The organism is Uliginosibacterium sp. TH139, assembly GCF_002855595.1.
Classification (GTDB): domain Bacteria; phylum Pseudomonadota; class Gammaproteobacteria; order Burkholderiales; family Rhodocyclaceae; genus Uliginosibacterium; species Uliginosibacterium aquaticum.
This window is the reverse complement of the sequence record NZ_PKRR01000006.1, coordinates 152,813-177,711: the sequence shown is the minus strand read 5'-3', so window position 1 is coordinate 177,711 and position 24,899 is coordinate 152,813. Positions and strand designations below refer to the sequence as shown.

Annotated in this window: 22 protein-coding genes; 11 read left to right on the top strand and 11 right to left on the bottom strand. The window is 63.5% G+C overall.

Annotated elements, in window-relative coordinates; all coding sequences use genetic code 11:
* Window positions 1-121 precede the first annotated feature (121 nt).
* The 6 genes from C0V76_RS14800 (at window position 122) to C0V76_RS20475 (ending at window position 3,880) form a co-directional block, all read left to right on the top strand.
* Window positions 122-352: a hypothetical protein gene (locus C0V76_RS14800; protein WP_101943385.1), complete on the top strand. Its 231-nt coding sequence runs from the start codon at window positions 122-124 to the stop codon at window positions 350-352.
* Window positions 353-412: 60 nt separating this feature from the next.
* Window positions 413-691, top strand: a complete 279-nt coding sequence (locus C0V76_RS14795) for a hypothetical protein (RefSeq protein WP_101943384.1) — start codon at window positions 413-415, stop codon at window positions 689-691.
* A gap of 19 nt (window positions 692-710) precedes the next feature.
* A complete protein-coding gene (locus C0V76_RS14790) occupies window positions 711-1,418 on the top strand; it encodes a response regulator (protein WP_101943383.1) in 708 nt (235 codons plus the stop codon).
* Window positions 1,415-2,764, top strand: a complete 1,350-nt coding sequence (locus C0V76_RS14785) for a HAMP domain-containing sensor histidine kinase (protein ID WP_101943382.1) — start codon at window positions 1,415-1,417, stop codon at window positions 2,762-2,764. The genes C0V76_RS14790 and C0V76_RS14785 overlap by 4 nt, the downstream gene beginning before the upstream one ends.
* A gap of 429 nt (window positions 2,765-3,193) precedes the next feature.
* The gene (locus tag C0V76_RS14780; RefSeq protein WP_101943381.1) at window positions 3,194-3,511 is read left to right on the top strand and encodes a hypothetical protein; all 318 of its coding nucleotides are present in this window, start codon (window positions 3,194-3,196) and stop codon (window positions 3,509-3,511) included.
* A gap of 69 nt (window positions 3,512-3,580) precedes the next feature.
* Window positions 3,581-3,880, top strand: coding sequence for a hypothetical protein (locus tag C0V76_RS20475; RefSeq protein WP_101943380.1), 300 nt, complete (start codon window positions 3,581-3,583; stop codon window positions 3,878-3,880).
* Window positions 3,881-4,385: 505 nt separating this feature from the next.
* Here C0V76_RS20475 and C0V76_RS14770 read toward each other — a convergent pair.
* Complete coding sequence (locus C0V76_RS14770; protein WP_101943379.1) at window positions 4,386-5,783, bottom strand: SLC13 family permease; 1,398 nt, start codon at window positions 5,781-5,783, stop codon at window positions 4,386-4,388.
* A 63-nt stretch (window positions 5,784-5,846) separates the two neighbouring features.
* Between C0V76_RS14770 and C0V76_RS14765 the strand changes: the two genes are divergently transcribed.
* The gene (locus C0V76_RS14765) at window positions 5,847-6,665 is read left to right on the top strand and encodes a helix-turn-helix domain-containing protein (RefSeq protein ID WP_101943378.1); all 819 of its coding nucleotides are present in this window, start codon (window positions 5,847-5,849) and stop codon (window positions 6,663-6,665) included.
* The gene (locus tag C0V76_RS14760) at window positions 6,662-6,982 is read left to right on the top strand and encodes a helix-hairpin-helix domain-containing protein (RefSeq protein ID WP_101943377.1); all 321 of its coding nucleotides are present in this window, start codon (window positions 6,662-6,664) and stop codon (window positions 6,980-6,982) included. The genes C0V76_RS14765 and C0V76_RS14760 overlap by 4 nt, the downstream gene beginning before the upstream one ends.
* A 404-nt stretch (window positions 6,983-7,386) precedes the next feature.
* On the opposite strand, the gene C0V76_RS14755 is transcribed toward C0V76_RS14760, so the two are convergent.
* The gene (locus C0V76_RS14755) at window positions 7,387-8,289 is read right to left on the bottom strand and encodes a LysR family transcriptional regulator (RefSeq protein ID WP_101943376.1); all 903 of its coding nucleotides are present in this window, start codon (window positions 8,287-8,289) and stop codon (window positions 7,387-7,389) included.
* Between the two features lie 121 nt (window positions 8,290-8,410).
* Between C0V76_RS14755 and C0V76_RS14750 the strand changes: the two genes are divergently transcribed.
* From C0V76_RS14750 to dacB, 3 genes are read left to right on the top strand one after another with little or no spacing between them, the layout of a single operon-like run.
* A complete protein-coding gene (locus C0V76_RS14750; protein ID WP_101943375.1) occupies window positions 8,411-9,535 on the top strand; it encodes an S-(hydroxymethyl)glutathione dehydrogenase/class III alcohol dehydrogenase in 1,125 nt (374 codons plus the stop codon).
* Between the two features lie 10 nt (window positions 9,536-9,545).
* Window positions 9,546-10,388, top strand: coding sequence for an S-formylglutathione hydrolase (gene fghA, locus C0V76_RS14745; protein ID WP_101943374.1), 843 nt, complete (start codon window positions 9,546-9,548; stop codon window positions 10,386-10,388).
* A gap of 56 nt (window positions 10,389-10,444) precedes the next feature.
* Window positions 10,445-11,851, top strand: coding sequence for a D-alanyl-D-alanine carboxypeptidase/D-alanyl-D-alanine-endopeptidase (dacB, locus tag C0V76_RS14740; RefSeq protein ID WP_101943373.1), 1,407 nt, complete (start codon window positions 10,445-10,447; stop codon window positions 11,849-11,851).
* Between the two features lie 205 nt (window positions 11,852-12,056).
* Here the strand turns inward: dacB and C0V76_RS14735 are convergent, their stop codons facing one another.
* From C0V76_RS14735 to deoA, 9 genes are all read right to left on the bottom strand, one after another.
* On the bottom strand, window positions 12,057-14,741 hold the full coding sequence (locus C0V76_RS14735; protein ID WP_143707437.1) for an ExeM/NucH family extracellular endonuclease: 2,685 nt from the start codon (window positions 14,739-14,741) through the stop codon (window positions 12,057-12,059).
* Window positions 14,742-14,941: 200 nt separating this feature from the next.
* Window positions 14,942-17,716, bottom strand: a complete 2,775-nt coding sequence (locus tag C0V76_RS14730) for a S1/P1 nuclease (RefSeq protein WP_101943371.1) — start codon at window positions 17,714-17,716, stop codon at window positions 14,942-14,944.
* 14 nt (window positions 17,717-17,730) lie between these two features.
* A complete protein-coding gene (locus C0V76_RS14725) occupies window positions 17,731-18,378 on the bottom strand; it encodes a MotA/TolQ/ExbB proton channel family protein (protein WP_101943370.1) in 648 nt (215 codons plus the stop codon).
* 33 nt (window positions 18,379-18,411) lie between these two features.
* Entirely contained in the window at window positions 18,412-20,775 is a 2,364-nt protein-coding gene (locus tag C0V76_RS14720; protein ID WP_101943369.1) for a TonB-dependent receptor, read from the bottom strand.
* Window positions 20,776-20,854: 79 nt separating this feature from the next.
* Window positions 20,855-21,559, bottom strand: a complete 705-nt coding sequence (locus tag C0V76_RS19950) for an energy transducer TonB (protein ID WP_158239253.1) — start codon at window positions 21,557-21,559, stop codon at window positions 20,855-20,857.
* Window positions 21,559-21,972: a biopolymer transporter ExbD gene (locus tag C0V76_RS14710; protein WP_101943368.1), complete on the bottom strand. Its 414-nt coding sequence runs from the start codon at window positions 21,970-21,972 to the stop codon at window positions 21,559-21,561. The genes C0V76_RS19950 and C0V76_RS14710 overlap by 1 nt, the downstream gene beginning before the upstream one ends.
* A gap of 44 nt (window positions 21,973-22,016) precedes the next feature.
* The gene (locus C0V76_RS19690; RefSeq protein WP_143707436.1) at window positions 22,017-22,355 is read right to left on the bottom strand and encodes a hypothetical protein; all 339 of its coding nucleotides are present in this window, start codon (window positions 22,353-22,355) and stop codon (window positions 22,017-22,019) included.
* Window positions 22,352-23,572 (bottom strand): phosphopentomutase, encoded by a 1,221-nt coding sequence (locus tag C0V76_RS14705; RefSeq protein WP_101943367.1) that lies wholly within the window; start codon window positions 23,570-23,572, stop codon window positions 22,352-22,354. Before C0V76_RS14705 ends, C0V76_RS19690 begins: the two co-directional genes overlap by 4 nt.
* Window position 23,573: 1 nt before the next feature.
* Entirely contained in the window at window positions 23,574-24,899 is a 1,326-nt protein-coding gene (gene deoA, locus C0V76_RS14700) for a thymidine phosphorylase (RefSeq protein WP_101943366.1), read from the bottom strand.

The following is a 24,899-nucleotide window of genomic DNA, read 5'->3' as shown; positions in this document are numbered from 1 at the left end:
GCTCCAGCGCCATGGCGCGCAAGCAGCACTTCATGTTTCTTTACATTACGGAGAAACGCGGGCAACTCATGGCGGCCACACTGCGTCCTGCCAACCCCGGCAGAGACTCAGGACACACAACATGGACACAAATCAGGACACTCCGGCGAAGAAACGCTGTTGCAGCACCGACAAGGCTCACCGGGGCGGCAAGCGGTGCTGCGCGGGCAAGCTGCTCGGCACCGTCATCGTGCTCGCGCTGGTCGCAGGCGTCGCCTTCTGCGCCGGCACACGATTCTCGCAAGCGGGCAGCGCAACGGGCGCGAAGCTGGCCGCCCAGGAAATCGACAAGATTCCGGTTCTGCGCCCCTGATGCTGCCAGTACGGCCAGCCGCCGTTCAGAAACCGCACCGCGCCTGACCTGGAGACTTACATGCGTAAAGAAGCCACGCCCTCCTCACACCCGGCCGCCATACCGGGCCTGCCGGATGCCGCAGTGCGCAAGGATGCGCTATCGTGGGCCCGCTCGCCGGTAGAGCTGAGCTGCCCCGGTTGCGGCCGCAGCAAGACCTTGCAGGACACGCGCGACTGGCCGCCGGGCCTGCGGCAGATGCGGGCCCTGTGCCCGGACTGCAAGGGACATGGGCATGACAGCACCGTGCTGATCTACGCTGACGGCCGCGTGGTGACCGAGCACTCGCGCGCGCACTGAAATCCGCACAGGGAACCCGATGGCTGAACGCCTGTTGATGATCGATGACGATGCCCCGCTCACCCGCATGGTGGGCGAGTATCTCGGCACCCGCGGCCTCGCCGTAACCCCTGCGCACAGCATCGCCGAGGGCGAGCGCCTGCTGCGCAGCGAGGCCTTCGAAGCCCTGATCCTCGACGCCATGCTGCCCGATGGCGATGGCTTTGAGCTGTGCCGGCGGCTGCGCGAACACAGCGCACTGCCCATCATCATGCTCACCGCACGTGGCGAGGAAGTGGACCGCATCGTGGGCCTCGAGCTCGGCGCGGATGACTACCTCCCCAAGCCCTTCAGCCCGCGTGAATTACTGGCCCGCCTGCATGCCCTGCTGCGCCGCGCCCACAACCAGGTTCAGCGCACGCCCTCGCCGGCGCTGTTGCGCTTTGGCCGCCTGGAGCTCGACAAAGGCGCCCTCGAAGCCCGCCTCGATGGCCGCCTGTGCGAGCTCACCGCCCACCAGTTCGCGCTGCTGTGGGCGCTGGCCACCCATGCCGGCCGGGTATTGTCCCGTGAGGCACTGCTGGAGCTGGCGCGGGGCGACGCCCTGGAAGCCTTCGATCGTTCGATTGATGTGCACATCTCGCGCATCCGCGCCGCCATCGAAGATGATCCCAAGGAGCCGCGCCGCATCGTCACCGTGCGCGGCGCCGGCTATGTCTTTGCCCAACGCCAGGACGAGAGCGCATGAAGAAAACCTGGCCCTGGCACCGCACTCGCTGTGAGGCAGAAGACGCAAAACCCCGTTGCGACTGGCGTACGCGTCACCGCGAATGGCATGAGCAGCATCGGCAACGCCGCCATTACGTGCATATCCGCCTGTACCGGCAGATCTACCTGAGCTTCATGGCCGTGGTGCTGCTGGTCGGCCTGCTCGCCGCTGCCGCCGGCTGGATAGCAGGTGATCGCGGCTCCAGGCCACTGGATGCAAACACCCGCGCCCTGCTCGTCCGCCTGCTGCCCGCAGACGCCCCGGTGCAGACGCTCACCGCCACCCTGGGCGAGATCGCCAGCATCATGCATGGCGCAGTCGGCCTCTACAGCCCGCAGGGCGATGCCATTGCCCGGGCCGGCGAAGACATGCCGCCACGCCTGACGCCCGAGCAGCGAAGCGAAGCCAGCCTCATCCTGCCCGATGGCCGCCTGGTAATGATGGAATGGGGGCAACGCGCCCACATTCTCTTCATCGTCTGGCTGGTCGTCTGCTCACTGCTGATCGCCCTCGCCACCTGGCCGGTCGCCCGCCGCCTCACCCGGCGCATCGAGCGCTTGCAGCAGCAAGCCGATATATGGGGCGAAGGCCGCCTGTCCACGCGCATGGAGGTCGATGGCTGTGACGAAATCGCCGAGCTGGCGATCCGCTTCAACCAGGCCGCCGAGCGCGTCGAAGCCATGGTCAGCAGCCAGCGCGCCATGCTCGCTGCCGCCTCGCACGAACTGCGCTCACCGCTGGCACGCATCCGTGTGGCCCTGGATCTGCTCGATGGTGATCGCCCGGATCTGCACGCCCAGGTCGCCCGCGACATTGCCGAGCTCGACGGCCTGATCGGCGATCTGCTGCTCGCCAGCCGCCTCGCCGACGATGCCCCGCGCCTGCAGATCGAGCCAGTGGACCTGCTCGGCCTGGCCGCCGAAGAAGGCAGCCGGGTCGGCGCCAGCGCCAGTGGCGAAGCCCTCTGCGTGCCGGGCGACCTGCGCCTCTTGCGCCACCTGCTGCGCAACCTGCTCGACAACGCCCGCCGCTACGCGCCAGGCAGCGCCCCCGAAATCGAAGTCTTCCGCCGCAGCGACGCCTGCGTGCAACTGCACGTGCTCGACCGTGGCCCCGGCATCCCCGAAGCCGAGCGCGAAAAGATCTTCGAACCCTTCTACCGCCTCGCCGGCAGCGCCGAGCGCGGCGAAGGCACCGGCTACGGCCTCGCCCTGGTTCGCCGCATCGCCGGCCTCCACGGCGGCAGCGTGCAGCACCTGCCCCGCGAGGGTGGCGGTAGCTGCTTCGAACTGATCCTCCCGCTGCAAGCGCCCGCCCGGGCGTAGGCGCAAATCCGCCCGCAGTGCGCTGGCTGACGTGACAGCCCGGCAGCTATCGGCAGAGCCGCGCATTCAGAAGAGCACTCACCTTGAAACTGGGCAGACCAAGCCAAGCGTGCAACTTGCGCCTTTGCGGCTGTTAATGCCAAAGGACTAGAATGGCCGCAAACGGCCAGAAACGGACGTCCTGATTCGCCGCTACAAAGCAGCCGTTCGTTGCTCCCGGACTGTAATCTGCAGAGTGAGGTTTTTATCGACTCTGTTAATGCTGTTCATCTTTACATCGGAATCGTGGAGAGCCGCTCTGGAAGCCAATCTTCGCTGGTCGGTCGTGCCATGTTAGGGAGCACGTTCCGATGTTATGCGGCAAAACTGATCCCTATAACACGTTAGCCATCAATGACAGATTTTCACCACTCTATAGAAGGAGCTCTCGTGAACGACACCCGGAATGCCATCAAGGATGCAATTGAACGACAAGTTGGAAACGGAGATTGGACCGGCATTACAGTCGACGACGGACGTTATGAAGGCAACGTGGACTCTCTAGATATCGACGCGGACTCGATTGAAGTCGAAGAAGTTGATTTGGAAGCAGGAACTATCACTGTCACCGCCAGCGGCACGGGCTCCGCGACGCACAAAGATGCTGACGGCGAGGATGTGAGTGATGAGTACGATGTATCGGTTACTTCCAAGGTCAGCATCGGTATTGCGGGCGCTGTAATAATTCGCGTGACCAACGATGGTTGATGGCTAACAATTCATTCAAGCCGACGCCGCTTCGCGGCGCGGCTTAATTAAGACGTTAGACGATTGCCCATGAAACACTGCTGCGAAGCCATGACAGCGCAAATTGAACGGCAGTGCGATGTGCACTCCGATCAGTTCTCTTGTCCCGATGCACTGATTTCGTATTTCGAAAAGTTCGATGAGTACGGGATCATCATCCACGACGGTGGCTCTGCTGTAATCAGCATCGAATTCTGTCCGTTGTGTGGCACGAAGCTTCCCGAGTCCAAGAGAGACAGATGGTTTAATGAGTTGGAAGCAATGGGATTTGATGACCCGTCGGAACAAGACATACCTGAGAAATACCATTCATCAAAGTGGTACAGGTAGCACGTTCAACCTGAGAAACCGCAGAGTGACCGAAGATTCGTCTAACCCTACAGCCAGGCAGCCTTGTAGGGCGGGTCATTGACCCGCTCTGACAACCCCCTCGTTCACCTCGTGCGGCAGAGTCGTCGAGGTATGCCTGACGCGTAGGGTGCGGTGCCAACCGCACCGGATGTTGCCCCCGTACGTGACCGCGTGCGTTGTTCCGAGTGGCGCAGTTTCCACTGCGCCCTACGCCTGAACGTCCACGCCCTGATTTCCTGACCGACCGTAAAGGGTCGATTGCTGGCATAGGTCCCGAATGAAAACTCTCCTAAGCCTGCGAGGTTGAAGGGCTACGGCGCGAGATCATCCCGTACCGGATACCCCGTCGGGGTGGTGCAGGGACGGCCGACGGCCCTCTTCAACCGGCCGCCCCACTCAAGCAAGCGCCGCCGCGCTTTCCGTGAGTACTGTCTGAAGACGCCCGCCGGGCCGCGCTTCTACAGGAAGCTCTATCTTCTAGCGCTCAGATCCAGCCCAGCAGGCGCCACCACAAATAGTCCAGCGGCATCACCAGCACGAGGGTCAGCAACGCGAGCGGCAGCGTGATCCTCAGCAGGTGGCCGAGTTTCTCGCCGGAGAGCTGCATCGCCACCACCAGCGGGCCGACTTGGTAGGGGAAGAGCACGGTGGAGAACCCGATCACCTGGGTCATCAGCACCGCCGGCAGGCTGAAGCCGGAGCCTTTGGCGAGCTCGGGCGCCATCGTGGTGAGCACAGTCGGCACGCCGGGAATCGTCGTCACCAGCCCGGTCAACACGGACATCAGCGTTAGCGAGAAGAAGTTCAGCGCTTCGCGCCCAATCTGCAAGGGCAGTACCTGCTGCAGAAACTCGCCGACCAACTTGCCAAGACCGGAATCGTTGACCAGCGCGCCCAGCCCAAGGGCCGCGGCAACGAACAGCACAACCCCGAAGTCGATGGCGCTGTTGAAGCTCTTCGGCGCCACCACGCCGATGCCGGGCAGCAGCAAGACCACGGCGGCCGCCAAACCGACCCAGGCGGGATTGATGCCGTGCAAGCTATCGGTCATCCAGAGCGCTAGCGTTGCAAGCAGAATCGCGCCCACGCGCCACTGCATGGCTCCCTCGCCCGGTTTGTCGGCTTCGACCGTGTCGGCGATGAGGCCATCCTGCGGGTGAATGCGATCCGGAAACAGGGTCAGAACCAGCCAGTCCACCAAGGCCAGCTTGAGGATGCCGAGCAGCGGGAAGTGCAGCGTGAGATAGCTCGTATAGCCGAAGCTCACACCGTGCAGGGTTTCGCTCGCGCCGGCGAGGATCATGTTCGGAATGTTCGCGGGCAGGATCGCAAAGCTGGGCAGATTGCAGGCCAGCGCCAGTGCGGCGGCGATGCCGATGCGCCCGTTCGAGCCGGCGCGAAAACCGACACGATCAGCCAATGCCATGCCGATGGGCAGCATCACCACGGCCCGCCCGACCGAGGACGGCATCACGAAGCCCAGCAAGCTCGCAGCAATGCTCAGCCCGATGATCATGCGGGCATAACTACTGGCCAGATGCGGCGCCAGAAATCCGGCCAGCCGCTTCCCCAGGCCGGAGACACTGATTGCCGTGCCGATAACGAAGCCGGAGACGATCAGCCACACGGCAGCCGAACCGAAACCGGAGAAAATCAGATCCGGCCGCGCCAGCCGGAAGATCAGCACCAGCCCGAAGAAGATCAGGCTGGTCAGGAAGGGCGGCAGTACGCCGGTGCTCCACAGCACCAGCGTCACCAGAACCACCGCAGCACTGTGCGCTGCGCGCGGATCGGCACTGGAAGCCGGCCCCAAAGCCAGCCACAGGGCGAGCACGACGGCGGCCCACACAAACAGGTTCTTGCCAGAAAAAAGCTTGCTCATTGAAAGACTCCGGTTAGGCATGACGAGCATACCGCGACCGAACTGTCGTCATAGAATACAAAAATGCCAAACGATGTCGCCAACACGCCAACCCACACCCCCAGTCACGCAGCCTTCGTGCTCGACCCCGAGCAACCGGTGCTGAGCCACGGTCGCGATCTTGAGGCCGAAGCCTGCATCGCCCCTCACAGCCACCCACGCGGTCAGCTGCTGTGGGCCGCCGAGGGGGTACTGCGGGTGACCACCGAGGTGGACGTCTGGATCGTGCCGGCCAGCCATGCCGTGTGGATTCCCGGAGGCCACATACACCAACTCGTGACCGAAACCAGCGCACGCACCCGCAACCTGTACATAGACCCGAGCATTCCGGTGCGCCAGCAAACGCCCGGCTGCAGCATGCTGCTGCTGACCCCGCTGATGCGCGAGATCATCCTGCGCCTGACCTCGGCAAGCGCTGCGAACGATAACGCGTGCCGCCAACGGCTCGGGCTGGTCGCCATTGATGAGATCGAGGGGCTTGAAGCTACGCCACAGAACCTGCCGGCGGGACAGGACGCTCGCCTGCGCCGGCTGATCGGCCACCTGCTGCGCCATCCGGACGAGCAGCGCCTTCTGCCGGAGCTGAGCCGGATCGCCGGCGCCAGCGTGCGCACGCTGGAGCGACTCTTCGTCGCTGAAACGGGGATGAGCTTCCGCCAGTGGCGTAGCCGCCTGCGCTTGCTCAATGCAATCGAGCTCCTGCGGCAGGGCAAAAGCAGTACCACTGTCGCGCACTCATTGGGCTATCGCAGCGCTAGCGCCTTCGTAGCTGCGTTCGGGCAACACTTCGGTCGCTCACCGCAGAATTTCTTCGGCCAGATCGCCACTGACGAGACGCCATGAACCCTCTTAAAGTTGATCGAACCCGCATTGCCCGGCTCACGGACTTGCCCAATATTGGCAGGGCTTCTGCCGAGGACTTGCGCCTGATTGGCATCAACGAGGCATCGCAGCTTGCTGGAATGTGTCCGTTCGAGCTGTATCACCGGCTTTGCGAGAAAACCGGGCTGCGCCATGATCCTTGCGTGATTGACGTCTTCATGTCGGTGACCTGTTTCATGAACGGCGAGCCCGCTCGCCCTTGGTGGGCTTTCACGGCGATCAGGAAAGCTGCGCTGGCCGAGCGAGCGCCCCACGCAAGTCCGGGCCCCGCCGGCTGAAGCCGGCCCTACACACCCCATGCGAGACTGGCCGGCTATCCCTATGTAGGTGCGGCTTCAGCCGCACAAACCGACGCAAGCCCGGGCCCCGCCGGCTGAAGCCGGCCCTACACACCCCATGCGAGGCTGGCCGGCTATCCCTGTGTAGGTGCGGCCTCAGCCGCACAAACCGACGCAAACCCGGGCCCCGCCGGCTGAAGCCGGCCCTACACACCCCATGCGAGGCTGGCCGGCTATCCCTGTGCAGGTGCGGCTTCAGCCGCACAAACCGACGCAAATCCGGGCCCCGCCGGCTGAAGCCGGCCCTACACACCCCATGCGAGACTGGCCGGCTATCCCTGTGTAGGTGCGGCCTCAGCCGCACAAACCGACGCAAGTCCGGGCCCCGCCGGCTGAAGCCGGCCCTACGTGTCCCTGCCCGGCTGATACTCCGGCAAACCAGCCAGCCCGGCTTTGAGCGCTTCCACCAGCAGCCGCACCTTGGGCAGCGGGTAACGGCGCTGGGGCGATACGGCCCACACCGCAGTATCCGGCGGCTGATTGGCCTCAAGCAGGGACACCAGCTCACCACGCCGGAGCGGATCGAGCACGTAGTAATCCGGTAGCTGGCACAGGCCGAGGCCGCGCAAGGCCGCATCCAGCACGGCTTGGCCGCTATTACAGCGCCAGTTTCCGGCGGGTTTGAAGAGGTGTTCGCGGCCGTCCTGGCGGAAGGGCCAGGTATCGCCGGTGCCGATCAGGCAGTTGTGGCCGGCCAGTTCCGACAGCGAATGCGGCCGGCCGTAACGCTCCAGATAGGCCGGCGCAGCGCACAGGTAAAGCGCGCGCGGAGCGATGCGGCTGGCGACCAGAGAGGAGTTCTCCAGCCGGCCGAGGCGAATCGCCAGGTCGAAGCCCTCGTGCACCAGATCCATCACCCGGTTGGTGAGCTCGATCTCCACGCGCAACTGCGGATACTGAACCATGAAGGCATTCACGATCGGCACGATGAAGCGCTCGCCGTAAGCCACCGCCGCAGTCATGCGCAGCAAGCCGGTGGGCGCACGGTGCAGGTCGGTAATGGCGAGAAAGGCTTCGTCGCGCTCCTCGATCAGGCGTTGGCAGCGGGCGAAGAAGGTCTGCCCGGCCTCGGTGAGCGACACCTTACGCGTGGTGCGATACAGCAGACGGGCCTGCAGGCGCTCTTCGAGCAGCGCCACCTGACGGCTCACATGCGAGGACGACACCCGCAGCCGCTCGGCTGCACGCGAAAAGCTCGCGCACTCCACCACGGCGACAAATTCTTCCAGGCCTTCCCAGCGATTCATGCTTTTTCTCCTCGCCCGGATTATCCCTCACTAGCAACAGTCTTTCCCATCAACAGCAATTATCCCGCCACATCATTCAATTAGACTCGCCGGCACACTGATAAACCCAAGGAGACGCCCCATGTCCGCCACCACTATCAAGTCCCGTGCCGCGGTTGCCTTTGCCGCCGGTGAAGCCCTGAAGATCGTCGAGGTGGATGTTGCTCCGCCACAGAAGGGTGAAGTGCGCGTGCGCATCGTGGCGACCGGCGTGTGCCATACCGATGCTTTCACGCTCTCGGGCGATGATCCGGAAGGCATTTTCCCGGCCATTCTCGGCCACGAAGGCGGCGGCATTGTCGAAGCGGTGGGCGAAGGCGTCACCTCGCTGGCCGTGGGCGACCACGTGATTCCGCTCTACACAGCCGAATGCCGCCAGTGCAAGTTCTGCACATCCGGCAAAACCAATCTCTGCCAGGCGGTGCGCGCCACTCAGGGCAAGGGCCTGATGCCAGACGGCACGACGCGCTTCTCCTACCAGGGCCAGCCGATCTACCACTACATGGGCTGCTCCACCTTCTCGGAATACACCGTGCTGCCCGAGATCTCGCTGGCGAAGATCCCGCCGGAAGCGCCGCTGGAGAAGGTCTGCCTGCTCGGCTGCGGCGTCACCACCGGCATCGGCGCGGTGCTGAACACCGCCAAGGTTACCGAAGGCTCGACCGTCGCGATCTTCGGCCTCGGCGGCATCGGTCTCGCGGCCATCATCGGCGCAAGCATGGCGAAAGCCAGCCGCATCATCGCAGTGGACATCAACCCGGCCAAGTTCGAAATCGCGAAGCAGCTCGGCGCCACCGATTTCGTCAATCCCAAGGATTTCGAACGCCCGATCCAGGATGTCATCGTCGAGATGACCGACGGCGGCGTGGATTACTCCTTCGAGTGCGTCGGCAATGTGAAGCTGATGCGCGCGGCGCTGGAGTGCTGCCACAAGGGCTGGGGCGAATCGACCATCATCGGCGTCGCCGGTGCCGGGCAGGAAATCGCCACCCGCCCCTTCCAGCTGGTGACTGGCCGCGTCTGGCGCGGCTCGGCCTTCGGCGGCGTGAAGGGCCGCACCGAATTGCCCAGCTATGTGAAAAAGGCCCAGAGCGGCGAGATTCCGCTGGACGTGTTCATCACCCACAACATGCCGCTCGCCGAGATCAACGAAGCCTTCCACCTGATGCATGAAGGCAAGAGCATCCGCACCGTGATCCACTTCTGAGCGCCGCGCCATGAGCCTCGAAAACATCGCCTGCAACAAGAGCTTCGGCGGCTGGCACAAGCGCTACCGCCATCGCTCGAGCACCCTCGCCTGCGACATGGTGTTCGCCATCTACCTGCCGCCACAGGCTGAACTGGGCAAGCCGCTGCCCGTGCTCTACTGGCTCTCCGGCCTCACCTGCACAGATGAAAACTTCATGCAGAAGGCCGGCGCGCTGCGCATGGCCGCCGAACTGGGGATCATCGTCGTGGCGCCGGACACCAGCCCGCGCGGCATGTATGTGCCGGGCGATCCGGACGGTGCCTGGGATTTCGGCCACGGCGCGGGCTTTTATCTGAACGCCACTCAGGCCCCGTGGAACACCCACTACCGCATGCACGACTATGTGGTGCATGAGCTGCCGGCGCTAATCGAAGCCAGCTTCCCGGCCTCCGATGCGCGCAGCATTTCCGGCCACTCGATGGGCGGGCACGGCGCACTCGTCGCAGCATTGCGCAATCCGGGACGCTACCGCTCCATCTCGGCCTTTGCCCCGATCAGCCAGCCCACCGCCTGCCCCTGGGGTGAGAAGGCGTTCAGCCGCTATCTGGGAGAGGATCGCAGCACCTGGCGTGAATGGGATGCCAGCCTGCTCATCGCCCAGGCCGAAGAGCGCTTGCCGCTGCTGGTCGACCAAGGGGATCGCGACAACTTCCTCGAAGCCCAGCTCAAGCCCGAAGCCCTGCAAGCGGCAGCCCGGGCCGCCGGCTACCCGCTCAGCCTGCGTCTGCAAGCCGGCTACGATCACAGCTACTTCTTCATCGCCAGCTTCATCGACGAGCACCTGCAGTTCCACGCCCGCGCGCTAGGCTGAGCCGGGCGCGCAATTGAAGCGCGTGGGCAGCCGGGCTGGGCCTTTACAATGCGCCCATGAAAAGCATCCGTCATGTTGCCCTGGGCCTGCTGGCCAGCCTCTCGCTGGCCAGCCAGGCCGCCCTGCCCGAGCCCCTTGCCCGCGCCGCACGCGAGGCCGGCCTGCCTCCTGAATCCGTCAGCCTGTGGATTGCTCCCGCCGCGGGTGGCGCAGCCAGCGTGCAGCACAATGCCAAGCAGCTGATGAACCCGGCCTCGGTCATGAAGCTGCTGACCAGCTACGCTGCGCTGGACCTGCTCGGCCCGGCCCACACCTGGAAAACCCAGGCCAGCCTGCGCGGAGTGCTGCGCGAAGGCGTGCTCGAGGGTGATGTGCTGATCGCTGGCAGCGGGGATCCTGCGCTCACCTGGGATCGCCTCGGCCAGTGGCTGCGCGACTGGCGAAGCCGCGGCCTGCGCCAGATCCGCGGCAACATCGTGATCGACACCAGCCTCTTCGCCACCACCCCGCCCGGCGCGCCTTTCGACGAAGCCCAGCACCGCGCCTACAACGCCCAGCCGGATGCCTTTCTGGTGAATTTCGGCGCCCTGAGCCTGCGCCTGACGGCCGGCACTCCGAATACGCCGGTCGAGGTCGCGCCGCTCACCCCAGCCACGCCGCTGCGCATCGTGAATCACCTGAAGAGTACTCCGGGCGCCTGCGGTGACTGGCGCAGCGGCCTGCGCGGCGCCTTCACACCGGAAGGCAAGGGCCTCGTGCTCACCCTGGAAGGCCGCCTCGCCCAGAGCTGCGGCGAACGCCAGCTCAACCTCAAAGTGGACGACAGCCTGCGCTGGGCCAGCCTCGTGATCCGCGCCCAGTGGCAGGAGCTCGGCGGCAGTTGGTTCGGTGAAGTTCAGCGTGGCAGCGTACCGGCAGCCATCACAGCCTTTTCCAGCTGGGAATCCCCCACGCTGCCGGAAGTGCTGCGCGACATGAACAAGTGGTCCAACAACGTGATGGCCCGTCAGATGTTGCTGGCGCTTGGCAATGACGGTGGCGGCGCGCTCACGCCCGAGAAGGGCATCGCCCGTCTGCAGGCCTGGATGCCCGGGCAGGGGCTGGATCCAGCGCAATGGGTACTGGAGAACGGCAGCGGCCTCTCGCGCGTGGAGCGCACAACGGCTGCCCAGCTCGGCGCACTCTTGCGCGCCGCGTGGAAAAGCCCGCGCATGCCCGAATTCCTGATGGCCCAACCGGTGATTGGCAAGGACGGCACCATGCGCACGCGCCTCGTCGACAGCCCGCTGGCCGGACGTGGTTATGTGAAAACCGGCACCCTCGATGGTGTGAAGAGCGCGGCCGGCTATGTGCAGGATGCCAGCGGCAATTGGCAGGCGTTTGCGCTGTTGCTGAATCACCCCCGCGCCCCCGCCGCCGAGAACACGGTGGAAGCCACGCTGCGCTGGATCTACGAACACTAAGCCCGCGGGCGCTGACGAGGCGGGCCGCGCTCTGCGCCAGCGGCGGCACATAAAAAAAACCGGTGCGCGCCTTGCGGCCCGCACCGGATAAAAAGCGCTCTCTGCCCTGTTTCAGCGAGCGTCCAATCAGGCTTTCCGGAGAGTTTCTGAACAGCGTCCGTGGCTGGATCGGGCCTTCGCTTCCCGATCCAGCCCGGCTCACCCTTCAGCGCGCCCCCAGACCGCCAAAGCTGTCGACGTCATACACATCCCATTCGGCGGCCACATCCCAGCTCGTGCCAGGAATGCTGCCCTGTGTGACGCCGGCCTTGCGGCGCAGGGTCTTGTCCTGGGTCGCGACGCTACCGCTGGTCCACGACACGCCAGGATCCACACCCAAGACGCCGATACCGTCGATCACCGCCCCGCTCTTCTCCAGGGTCACCGCATCATCACCATTGAAGTTGGTCACGCTGCTGCTGATCGCGCTGGCCGGGAAGGTGTAGGTGGTTGTGAAGCTCGGGTGGCGGATGATCAGCGTCCCGCCTGCGGCGAGGCTACCGCTGAGCGTCAGCGAGTTGGTCGCAGTCGTACCGCCGTTGGCATACATGCGAACGGTATAGGCCGACAGATCGACGCTGCTCGAGAGCGGGTTGTAGATCTCAAGCGCCTTGTTGTTGCTGGTGCCCTCGATGTACTCGCTGAAGAACAGGTCCGGTCCGCTCGTCGTGCCACCCGTGCTGGCTGCGCTGATCTTGATCGTGCTGATGCGCTTGGCCGGCAAACCGCTGCCAGTGAGCGTCAGGGTGATCGAGTAGCTGCCCGCTGCGGCATAGGTATGGCTTGCGCCCGTCACCGTGGTGGCCAGGCTTTCCGTCGTGCCATCCCCCCAACTCACGCTCAGGCTGCTGCCATTACTGGCAGAGAGATTCGTGATGCTGACCGCCGTGCCCGCCGTGCCGGTACTCGGCACGCTGGCGCTCAGCGTGGTCGCAGCCACCGCCGCATCGGCACCGAGAGTCAGCCCCACCACCACCGGATCATGATCCGAGCCGCGATACGGGCTCACCGCATAGCGGTCATCCGTCTTGCTCGCGGTGGTGTAGTCGATGATCTCCGGCTCTTCTGAGTTGATGTGCCAGACGCTGATACCGCTGAGCTGCGCCTTCAGGCTGCTGCTGGCAAAGGCGTGATCCAGTGCGCCGGTGGTGCCGTCGAACTGGTAGCTGTAACGCTGCTCGGCAGGCAAACGACGCAGCACGGCCTCGTAGCCGGCACTTTCCAGCACCGCCAGCGGATCTTCATTCAGATAGGCATTGAAGTCGCCCATCATCAGCACATCGCTCTCGCCGGAGCTGCTCACCAGCGAAGCCACCCAGTCACGCAAGGCCTTGGCCTGAGTCACCCGCGAAGCATTCCAGCAGCCCTGACCGTAATCTGCTTCAACGCTGGAGCTGCTGCTCGGGCAGGAACCCTTGCTCTTGAGGTGGTTGGCCACCATCCAGAACATGCCGCCATTACTCAGCGCCGCGAAGCGCTGCGCGATCGATGGGCGAATCCCCCCGGAGACCGCGAAGTTGCTGTCAGTGATGATCTGCGCATTGCCTACCGGGCTGACCTTGGCGGGTTTGTAGATCATGGCCGAGGTGATTTCATCGTCCCCGGCGATGCCGGCATCGACATAGCGGTAGGTGCCTGCGCCCATCTTGGCATTCAGGGCGGTGACCAGATTATCCAGCGAATAGCCCGCGTCGTTCTGCGTTTCGATCAGGGCCAGGACATCGGCATCAATCCCGGCGATGGCCTCCACCAGCTTGGCGCGCTGGCGGGTGAAATCGCCCGACGAAACGGCCCCGCGCGAGCCCAGGGTGGTGAAGAAATTCTCCAGGTTGTAATGCGCGGCTTTCAGCGTGCCACCCACACTCGCCGGTGCGGTGCTGCGCGGATTGCTGGCAACGAATGCAGGAGCGGCCGAGGGATGCACACGCCAGGCGTTGGAGCTCCAGGTGAGCGCACCGGCGACGCCCGCCACCGTATCCCCCACGCGGCGCGTACCGCTGGTGTCGCTCGCGCTGAGATAGGGGATTGGATTCGGGTAGGCCTTGGTACTGCCATCGTCGAGAATCATGCGATTCAGGGCGTTGGCGCTGGTGGCCGCGCTGGCACTCAGGCTCGGATGGTTGTAGGGCTCCCACAGGCGGCCGCTGGAGAGCTGTACCGAACCGTAATGGCCGAGGTCGGATACGTCGGTCACGGTCAGGGTCTGCTCGAACTTCACCAGCATGCCTTCATAGGCTTCCATTGCATCAGCGCTGGTCAGCGGCAGGCTCAGGGCAACAGGCGCGATGGAGAGCCCATTGCCACACACGCTGATGGCGGTCGGCGCGCTGATCTCGGTCAGTGCGCGCGTATCGCTGCTGGACTTGTACTCCAGAACGCTGCCTTCAACCTGCACGTAATCGCCCACGGCCACAGTGGCTGCACTGGGGGCGTAAATAAAGAGCCCTTCGGAGGTCAAGGGATCCGCATCGGCCACCGGCTGCTGGATGAAGAAGCCCTTCAGTTGCGTATCGGCCTGGAAGATGGCGGTGACCACCCCGCGCACCGCCACGGCCTGCCCGGCCAGCGGGCTGGTGTCGGTGCTGCCCTGCACAGCGGTGATGGCCTGCAGAGGATTAGTGGGCGTGGCACAGGCCGGCAAGGCGACGCTGGACGCGCTCGAAGCGCTGGTGCTGCTGGCCGACGAGGCAGCGGCGCTGCTGCTCGCACCGGAGCTGCCTGCGCTGCTGCCACTGGCGACGGCACTCTCCGAACTGCTGGTGCCACCACCACCACAGGCCGCAAGGCCCAGAGCGAACGCGCCGGCGACCATCGCCGATAGCGCGGGATACTGCTGTTTTAACTTGACCATCTGACTTCCCCGGGGTTGAGAGTGAATGCTCTTTGCCGGCCCGGCCCGCCACGCGGACCGTCAACCGACGCATGTTCTCGAGGCTCTGTGGCCCCTTTGATCCGATTTTCAGGCGCAGAAAGCCCTTCCCGCCCGGCAAGGGCAGGAACACAAACCGGCCTGGTCATTCTGGCGAGCCGGAGAACCCGGCCCTTTTCAAATCAAGGCATGCGTTTGCCGCGCACCTGGGCGTCTGGCGCAAAAGCCTTACCGTCTGCCGCGAGACTGGGCTTCATGTAGTCGAGCAAGGCGTCGATATCCTGGCCACCAGCCTGCCGATTGCGCCCGTCGCGGAACACCAGGAAGCCATCGCCCCCTTCCGAGAGGAAGTTGTTCACCACCACCCGATATTCCCTAGTCATTTCCAGCGGCAGCCCCTCAAGCAGGATGTCGCTGACCCGGCTGCCCAGCGGAGCATCGTCGTGCCAGACATAGCTGAAACCAGCCGAGGGTTGCAGGAAGCGCGGCTTGCTTGCACCGGCGGGCCACTGCATTTCCAGCGCCGTCTTGATCTGTGCGCCAGTCAGCGTCATCACCACCAGGTTGTTACCAAAGGGCTGCATGGCGAAGATCTGCCCAAAGCCCACGGTGCAGCCATTGGCCTCCTTGCACAGCAGATCCGAGCGAATGCCACCTTCGTTGAGGAAGGCGATCTGCGCGGCGCCCTTGTCTTCCGGGCGGGCGGCAGCCAGTTGCGCATCGGCTATCAGCCGGCCCACCGTGCTGTCGCTGCGGGTTTCACCACGCACAAAGGAAGCCGTCACCCGTGCCACCGGCCGCTGCGCCCTCGGCGCGGCCTGCTGCACGAAGGCCTCCACCCGGGCAGCGATAGCCGGGTCCGGCTGGGCGTTGAGCAGTGCGCCGCTGAAAGCCGGGGCGGTCACCCGCGCCAGTTGCAGGCGCTGCAGCAAGGTCGTGCGCTCTCCCACCACGGGCAGATTGGCACTCACGGTGCGCTGGCGATCCACATCATGGGTTTTCGGATCCAGCACCAGATCGACTACCGACACGCCACGGCCATAATTGACCGCCTGCATCACCGGACGCCCATCGATTACGCAGCGGTAGCCCTGGTGGGTATGCGCCGAGAAGATCACATCGATATCCTGCGTGGTGCGCTTGGCGATCTCGAAGATCGCCCCCTTGGCCTGCGGGCAGCTCGCGTCATTCCAGTCAGCCGGTTTTTCTTCACTGCCAATTTCGCCCCCCTCATGCACCATGGCCACGATGGCCTTGATGCCGTTCTTGCGCAGCAGCCGTGCGGTGCGGTTAAGGGTGTTGGCTTCGTCGTCGAAACGCAGGCCTGCAATCGAGGAGCGCACCACCACGCTGGGGGTTTCGCGCGTCACCGCACCAATGAAGGCCACCGGAATGCCCTTCACCTTGCGGATCGTATAGGGCGCGAACAAGGCCTTGCCGCTGCGGGCGTCACGCACGTTGGCACCGAGCAGGCTGAATTTCATGCCGGTATACGCGCCCTCGGCGCAGGAGCTGGTCATCGAATCCGGCGCACTGGCAGCACAACCACCTTTCTCCAGACGCTTGAGTTCCTTGATGCCGGCGTCGAACTCGTGATTGCCGAGCACCCCGACATCCACCCCCATGTCATTCATCAGGGCGATGGTGTTTTCATGCCGGAACAGGGTCGACACCAAGGGTGAGCCGCCCACCAGATCACCGGTTTCGAGCACCAGGCTGGCTGGCACTTCACTGCGCAGGGCCTTGATCATTCCAGCCAGCGCAGCAGCACCACCGACCGGAATGCGCGCGCGCGTCTCGGGCTGCAGCGGATCGGTCCAGGCCAGGCTCAGACTGCCCGGCTCCAGATTGCCGTGAAAATCGTTGAATGCAATCAGGCGCACACTCACGCCGGCCTTGTGCGGCCCCATGCTGCTGGGCTCGGGCCACACGGCCTGAAGCATTTTCGCCAGCCGGGCACCGGCCAGAGCCAGCTGCGCCTGCTTGAGCTGGTCAGCCTGCTTGCGATACGCATCTGTCATCCCGCTGGCCGACCAGCCGGCGGCGGAAGAGCTATTGGCTTGCGCGGGACGCGGCGTGTAACTCAGCGGCGCGTACACCGCCTTGCCGGTCTGCACCAGCTCGGTCGCCCAGGCCTGTGCCCAGCCACTGGCGTCTCCCACAGGGGTGGTCACCTGGCGCGCCCGCGCCAGCATTCCGGCAAAGCCCTCGCCCTGCACGGCCAGGTTCAGGGGGATGTCGTCCCAGAACGCATGAAAACGTTTGCTGCCATCAAAAATCAAATTGCCACCGGCGGTTTCGCTGGCGTGATCCAGGCCATGCTCGTCCGGATCGACCGGCTTGCCATCCGCGCCCAGATAGATCGACTCAACATGCAAAGGCTGGTGCAGATCGCCCACGTAGTGGCTCAAGAGCATCAGCGCCTCGCGGGCGTCTGCAATCTGGAACGGAGCCGGCGGCGTCTGGCCTTTGAGCACCGCCAGCATGGCCGGGATGGCATGTACGACATCGTGATCGCTGGTGCCGGCGAACTTGCGGTCGTAACGCTCGCGTTGCGGCGCGACATCCGTGTAGTGATACTGGCTGTGGCACCACTCGTTGCCCTGTGCCGTACCGCACTGGGTCCAGTTGGCCTTGACGAAGGCGATGATGCGAGCCTGCTGCTCAGGCGTGTTGAAGGGGATGCACTCGGTGAAGCGCTGCGGATTGGCCGTATAGGTGAAATTCACGCCATCCTTCGAGGACGTGCCCTTCACACAATCGGCCCACACCGCGGCGGTTTCCAGGCTCATGCCCCCCAGAGTCTGGCGGACCATCTGGCCGGCATAACTCCCTTCCAGCAGGCGGTCGGCAATGGCGCCCACGGCCTGATGGCCAGCGGAATTCCAGGCCAGCGCCGCACTGGAGCCCAGGGTGGCGATCAACAGACACAAGGGACGCAGCAGTCTCGCATTCATCACATTCTCCAGGATCAGGCGGCAACGGCCTTGGGTTGAATCCGGGCGGGCTCGCGACCGCCACGGACCTCCATTTCTTCACCCCCCATGGCACCGGCCTGCTCCAGCGCCACCACCTTGAGCTGCTCGTTGATGCGCTCCACACGCTCGTTGAAATAGTTGTGGAACACCAGGCAGAACACCGCAATGCCGATCCCCGCCGCGGTGGCAAACAGGGCGGTGCCGATCCCCTGACTGACCGCCTGCGGATCGGACACCCCTTGCGTGGCCAGCGCGTTGAAGGTGTCGATGATGCCCAGGATGGTGCCCAGCAAACCCAGCAGCGGAGACAGCGTGATCGTGGTGTCGATCACCCACAACAGTCGTTTCACGCTGCTCTGTTGCTGCAGGTAGAGCGCCTGGACCTTGTTTTCGAACTGATCCTTGGAGGCGCCGGCAAAGGCCAACACTCCGGCCATGATGCGGCCATGGGGCGTGCGCGCTGCACCCACCGCCGCTTCGATGGCGGACGAATCGCCACTGGCCAGCGCCTTGCCCAGACGCTTGCGGGTACGCTCGACGAAGCTGTAGTAGATGAAGCGCTCGATGATCACCGCCACGGCAAGCGCCAGCAGGACCACCATCGCGGCGAGGACTATTTCATGCAGAAGATTGAAGTTCATGATTCGGTTTCCTGATGTTGCGGTTCGGTTCGATCAGTAATCGACCTGGAAAGTCATGCTGGCAAAGCGGCCTGCGCCGGTATAGACCTTCGGTGCGGCGACGTCGTTGGAGATCGTGACGTTGGAGCCGCTGCCGGCATTGGCAACGTAGTACTTCTTGTTGGTCAGGTTGCTGATGTTGAAACGCAGGGTCGGGTTCTTGAAGCCCCACACGCCGTTGAAGGGCATGCTCCAGGCCGTGTTCAGATCCAGCAGGGTGTAGCTCGGGATGGACACGTCATTCACAAGGGTCAGGTAACGCTCACCGGTGTACTTGGCCGCCAGGTTGGCCATGTACGGGCCATAGGCGTATTGCAGAGAGAGCGAGGCCAGATACTTCGGCGTATCGGGGAACTGCTTGCCGGCGGTGGCGTAGTAAGTCGTGCTGCCGGAAGGCATGTTCTCCTTCATCTTCGAGAGGGTGTAGCTGAATGAGCCATACACGCTGAAGCCATGATAGGGCGCGGAACCACCTTCCAGTTCTAGGCCGTGAGTGGTCGAATCCCCAACGTTCCACGAGTGGCTGTAGCCCTGGGTCGGGTCGTAGCTGGAGGCGATCCGGTCACGGAAATCAACAAAGAAAGCCGTAACGGAAGCCTTGCCCCAGTCGCCCTTGAAGCGCGTACCGAGATCGTAGTTGGTGGACTTTTCCTGCTTCACCGGTACGTCATACATGCTGGTGATGGTGTTTCCGGAGTAAGTCCTGATCAGGTTGGCGTAGTCGGAGTTGCTCGGCGCACGGAAGTTGTTGGCCACACCGAAGAAGGTCTGCACCTTGTCGGTAATGTTGAACGAAGTACCCAGGCCCGGCTGCACCTGCTGATACTTTTCGACCACCCGGTAATCCAGATAGCCATTACCGGCAGCCGAGGTCGCGGAGGTGGAGGCGGTGCCGTTGTTGGAGAAGTTGCGGAAATCGCGCTGAAGCACCTTGTAGGTCACGGAAGGCGTGATTTGCAGGCGGCTGTCCATCAGGTCGATGGTGTCTTGCAGGAAAGCACTCTTGCCCGTCGAGATGGTGAGCCAGTCACGCGCCTGATACGGATTGCCATCCTGATACTTGATCAGCGCGTCGCTGTCATCAAGCCACCAGTCCAGCACCGTGCCGCTGTTGTCCACATAGGTGGCGGGACGAGTCTGACGGTGACGTGCGCGCTCAAACCATAGACCGGTGGTGATCTTGTGGTTATCCAGATCGTGGGTAGCCTTGACGTTGATGCCGGGGCGGTTGGTTTCGGTCATCGAGCCGGTCAGCACCAGCACCCGGTCGCGCACATCGGTATCGCCGTTGATGTCGGACACCCCACCGTGCACATTGCTGCTGCTCTTCGATTCGGTGATGGTGGTCGGGTAGGTCGAGCCGCCGTAGCCGTACCAGTAGTAAGGCTCGATATCCAGACGGGTGCGCTCGCCCACCTGCAGATTGGCTTTGGGCGTGAGCAGGTAGTTCTTGAAGGGGTTGCGAGCGTAGTCGTAGTAGTTAACCGAGCCTGCGCTCTCGGTTTGCGCCGTGCCATTCACCGGCGTCACGTGCTTGGGCATGTCGCCGCTGTAATCGGCCTTGTAACCTTCCGCTTCGATTTCGGCCAGCGTCATGCTGCGATAGTTGTGGTTCATCAGCTCGTTGGCCAGCATGCCCATGGACAAGCGCGAGCCTTTGCCAAGGTCATACTCGAGCTTGCTATCGATGTGTTGCCGGTTGTTCTCGCCCTCCCCTTTCCACTTGTCGACGCTGGACTTGGAGTAGGAGAGATAGCCCTTGAACTTGCCGATTTCACCGGTATCCACGCGCACATAGCTGCGCAGGTAATCGAGTTGGCCAAACGATTGCGCGACACGCAAACGCATCTCTTTGGTCGGCCCACAGCTGTTCATGCCGATATTGCCGCCCGATGCGCCCACGTGCGGCGCTTCGGCATCGGTGCCCCCCTGCGTAACGAAGAGGTCACACATGTTTTCCTTGTCGGTGAGCTCCTGCGGATAGACCGCGAAGTTGCCCGAGTCATTCACCGGAGCACCATCAACGGTGAAGCCCATCTGGTCACTGTTAAAACCACGCACGCGGAGATTGCCGCCCGACATGCCGGTGGGATCCGTGCTGGAAGCATTCACACCCGGCAGCAGATTCAGGTCCTGGAAGGCGTTAGAGCTGGAGCGGGTCTTGTCCAGCTGTGCCTTGGTCACGGTGCTCTTGGCCTTGGGGCTGTCTTCATCGACCAGCAGGCCGGTGCCGAGCTTGTCGCCCTCGCCGGTCACGGTGATCTTGCTGAGCTCAGAGGTCTGCTGCGCATGCAGCTGGCCAGAAGCCAGCATGGCAATGATTGCGAGCGTGAGGGGTTTCAAAGTGTATGTACGCATGATGGGCTGCCTTCTTTAAGTTCGGGGGCGGAAGAGGAGTGGAACAAAGCAGTACTTGCAAAAGCGCAGGAGGGACGCATCACGAAGTTCCTTCCAGCACGTATTCGATGGGCACCGCAAAGCGGCGCATGCCCTGACCGGTAAAAGCTTCACCGGGGAAAGCCTGGTATCGACCATTGCGCACGGTGCGCAGGGCCTCCTTGTCCAGCAACATGGTTCCGGACGAAGTCTCGACGCCGGCATCGAGCAGCCGGCCTTCACGGTCGATCTCGATCCAGATCTTGACCACGCCAGTGGGGCGCAACTGCCTTGCCTCACGACTGTTCGGATAGCGCTTGATGCTTTCCAGATAGGCCCGCAGGTTCGCCTCGTAGGCCTGATCGGCAGAGGCCGATGCGGCACGCACAGGCTGTGGCGGCGGGGGTGGCGGTGGCGGAGCCGGGGTGGGCGGCTGCGGCGTCGGCACCGGAGTCGGCGACGGAGCGGCCGGGGCTGGTGTTGGCATCGGCGTTGGCGTCGGAGTGGGTGCCGGAGTGGGTTGAACAGCCTTCACCACTGGCTGCGGGGTCTCCGGAGGCGGCTCCACTTTCGGCGGTGGCGGCGGTGCTTCAGGAGGAGGAGGCAGCGGCAGATCCTCCATCGTGATGACGGTTTCATCCCGCGCAGAGATCAGTTGCGGAGGCGGCGGCATGAACTGCCAGGCTCCGAACAGGGCGGCCATGACGATCAGCATGCCGCCAACAGCAGCCGGATCGCGATGACCGTAGATGGATTCCAGGATCATCACTGCACCCGCTTGGTCGCAAAGGTGATCGACTCAATCCCCTGCTCGCGCAAGGCATCCATCGCAGCCACCACGCCTTTCCACTGCACGGTCTGATCCGCACTGACGATGAAGCGCTTTTTAGGATCTTTTTGATGCGCGGCCTTCGCCGCTCCGCCCAACTGCTCGGACGCCAGCAGCTGCCCGTCCAGCGCCACGGAGCCATCCGCCTGCAAGGACACCACGATCGGCGCCTCATCGACCGTCGCCCGTGAAGCGGTCTTGCTATCGGGCAACGTCGTCTTGAGGCCGAAGGCAGGAATCACGTTCAGGCTGATCAACACGAAGAAGATCAACAAAAACATCATCACGTCGATCATCGGGATGATCTCGATGCGGGCTTTGCGGGGGGGCGGCTCTTCAAAATGCAACATGGCTGACGACTCTCTTCGGCTGATTAAGCAAACGTTTGCGCTCTTTACAGGCAACACACGGAAAAACTGTGCTTGCAGATACCTTTTAGCAATTTGAATGCCACTTTTTGCTTCAAATTACTTAAAAAATTCAAAACAGCCGTTTTCAGGAAATTTCCGCCAAACGGACAGTAAAACACCGTCTCCATACGGTTAAAACCAGAATGCAAACGTTTGCCTTGTAATGACGTAAATAAACAATCGAGTATGTCTTTAGATATAACAGCGGCGATTTTCTGCGCGCCGCGTGACAAGGAGATGAAATGCGCCCCGAGGCGGAAAAATTTCCCGCTTTCGGCATCCAGCTTGGTGCAGGAAATTCCCTCTTGGTGCATTCCGCTCACCACGCTTTCTCACCGCACGCCACAGGCGCCAGCCCGAGGTGTGCAGCCAGGGTCTGGGCAAGATCGGCAAAGCTCTCGCGCACACCGAGGGAACGCCCGGCAGGTACGCCGGCACCGGCAAACAGCAGCGGTACGTGTTCGCGCGTGTGATCACTGCCAGGCCAGGAGGGATCGCAACCATGGTCGGCCGTGAGCACCAGCACATCACCGTCCTGCATCGCAGCCAGAAGGCGCGGCAGGAAAGCATCGAACTCTCGCAGTGCATCGGCGTAACCCTGAATGTCACGGCGATGGCCATACAACATGTCGAAATCGACCAGATTGGCGAACACCATCCCACCCGACGCACAGGCCGACATCGCGGCCAGCGTTGCTTCGCAGAGTGCGGCATTGCCGTCGGCGGCGTGATGGTGGGTGACGCCACGCGCTGCAAAAATGTCGCGAATCTTGCCCACACCGTGAACTTCCCTGCCCGCTTCGACGAGCGCATCCAGCAAGGTGCGGGAAACCGGCGGCGTGGTGTAATCGTGCCGGTTGCCGGTACGGCGAAAGCGCTGCGCCTGCCCGGGCGCGGCATCCACGAAGGGACGTGCGATAACCCGGGCAATGTTCAGTTCGTCGAAAATGACTTTCGCCTTCTCGCAAATGTCATACAGCCGTGCAAGACCGAAATGCTCTTCGTGCGCGGCGATCTGGAACACGCTGTCGCTGCTGGTGTAGCAGATCGGCCAGCCGGTACGGACATGCTCGTCGCCAAAGCACTCGATGATTTCGGTGCCACTGGCGTGGGTGTTGCCAAGGCTGCCCGGCAGATCGCAGATGGTCAGCCAGCGCTGCAGTTGTGCAGCAGGAAAAACGTTTTCTGCCGGTGACTCGGCGCGCGGGAAGTAGCCCCAGTCAAATTCGACCGGGCAGCCCATGAGTTCCCAGTGCCCGCTGGGCGTATCCTTGCCGCGGCTGCGTTCGCGTGCAGCGGCCCAGGCTCCCACGGGCGAGAAATCAACCGGCATGGCTTGCGGCCAGACCCCGCTTGCCAGCTGCGCGGCCTGCGGCAGACCGAGGCGGGCAAGATTGGGCAGTTTCAGAGGCTGGCCTTGCACCGCACAGCGGGCAGCGATGTTCCCCAGCGTGTTGGCTCCGGCATCCCCGTAGGCCCCGGCATCCGGCGTCGCACCGATGCCAAGCGAGTCCAGCACCACAACAATGGCGCGCGCCATGCTAAACGCCTCCCCGGCAGGCTTCGACCAGCACCGGGCGTGTTTGCACCGGCGCCTCGCTGAGCGTGAAACTCTTTGCCAGTTGTGCCTGTGCCAGCGCCAGCCCTGCCGCGTCTGCCGCGTGAATATGCGCCAGCACCTCACCGGCGGCCACCTTCCGGCCGATGCCAGCCACCCCGGTGAGGCCCACGCGATAATCGATGCGGTCACTCGTCTGGCGACGCCCGCCGCCCAGTTCGATCAGCAGCAAGCCAATATCCCGCGTTGCCACACCAGAGACCCATCCAGCATATGGCGCAACGAAGTCACCACGCACCGGGGCGGCAGCCAGATACTGATTCGGACGCTCAGCAAAGTCTGCCGGCCCGCCCAGCGCAAACACCATGCTGGAGAAGCGCTCCAGCGCCGCACCACTACGCAGGGCAGCGTCGACACGTTCCAGCCCGGCACCAAAATCCGCCGTAATGCCGCCGATGCACAGCAACTCGGCACACAACACGCGGGTCAGCTCCAGCAGACGCGCATCCACCGGCTCCCCCTTGAGCAAGGCCAGCGCTTCATGCATTTCCAGCGCATTGCCGCAGGAGTCGCCCAGCACCTGATTCATGTCGGTGATCCAGGCCCGCGTTGGCAAGCCCGCACCCACCGCCACCTCCACCAGCGATTGCGCCAGGGCGCGAGCCATCTCGAGACTGGCAGCGAAAGCGCCGTTGCCCGTCTTCACATCCATCACCAGGCCCTGCAAGCCTGCCGCCAGTTTCTTCGACAGGATGCTGGCCGTGATCAGGGGAATGGATTCGACGGTTGCGGTCACGTCGCGAATGCCGTAGAGGCGCCGATCTGCCGGCGCGAGCTCACCGGTCTGGCCGATGATGGCGCAGCCCGCTTCCGTCAGGCAGGCGCGCAGGCGCTCCAGCGATGGTGCGGTCTGATAGCCGGGAATGCTGTCGAACTTGTCGAGCGTTCCGCCGGTATGGCCCAAGCCACGCCCCGAAATCATCGGCACGAAGGCACCACATGCGGCGAGGATCGGCGCCAGCGGCAGGCTCACCTTGTCGCCCACGCCGCCGGTGGAATGCTTGTCGAGCACCGGCCCCGGCAGATGGGCCTGGCCCCACTTCAAGACATCCCCGGAGTTCATCATCGCCCGGGTCAGGCTCACCTTTTCAGTCTGGCTCATGCCATTGAGAAAGATGGCCATGGCCATCGAGGCTGCCTGGGCATCGCTCCAGCCGCCATGGGTGAGACCATCGACGAAGTGATCGATCTCTGCGGAGGACAGTTCCAGACCGTCACGTTTATGCCGTATGACTTCCTGTGCAAGCAT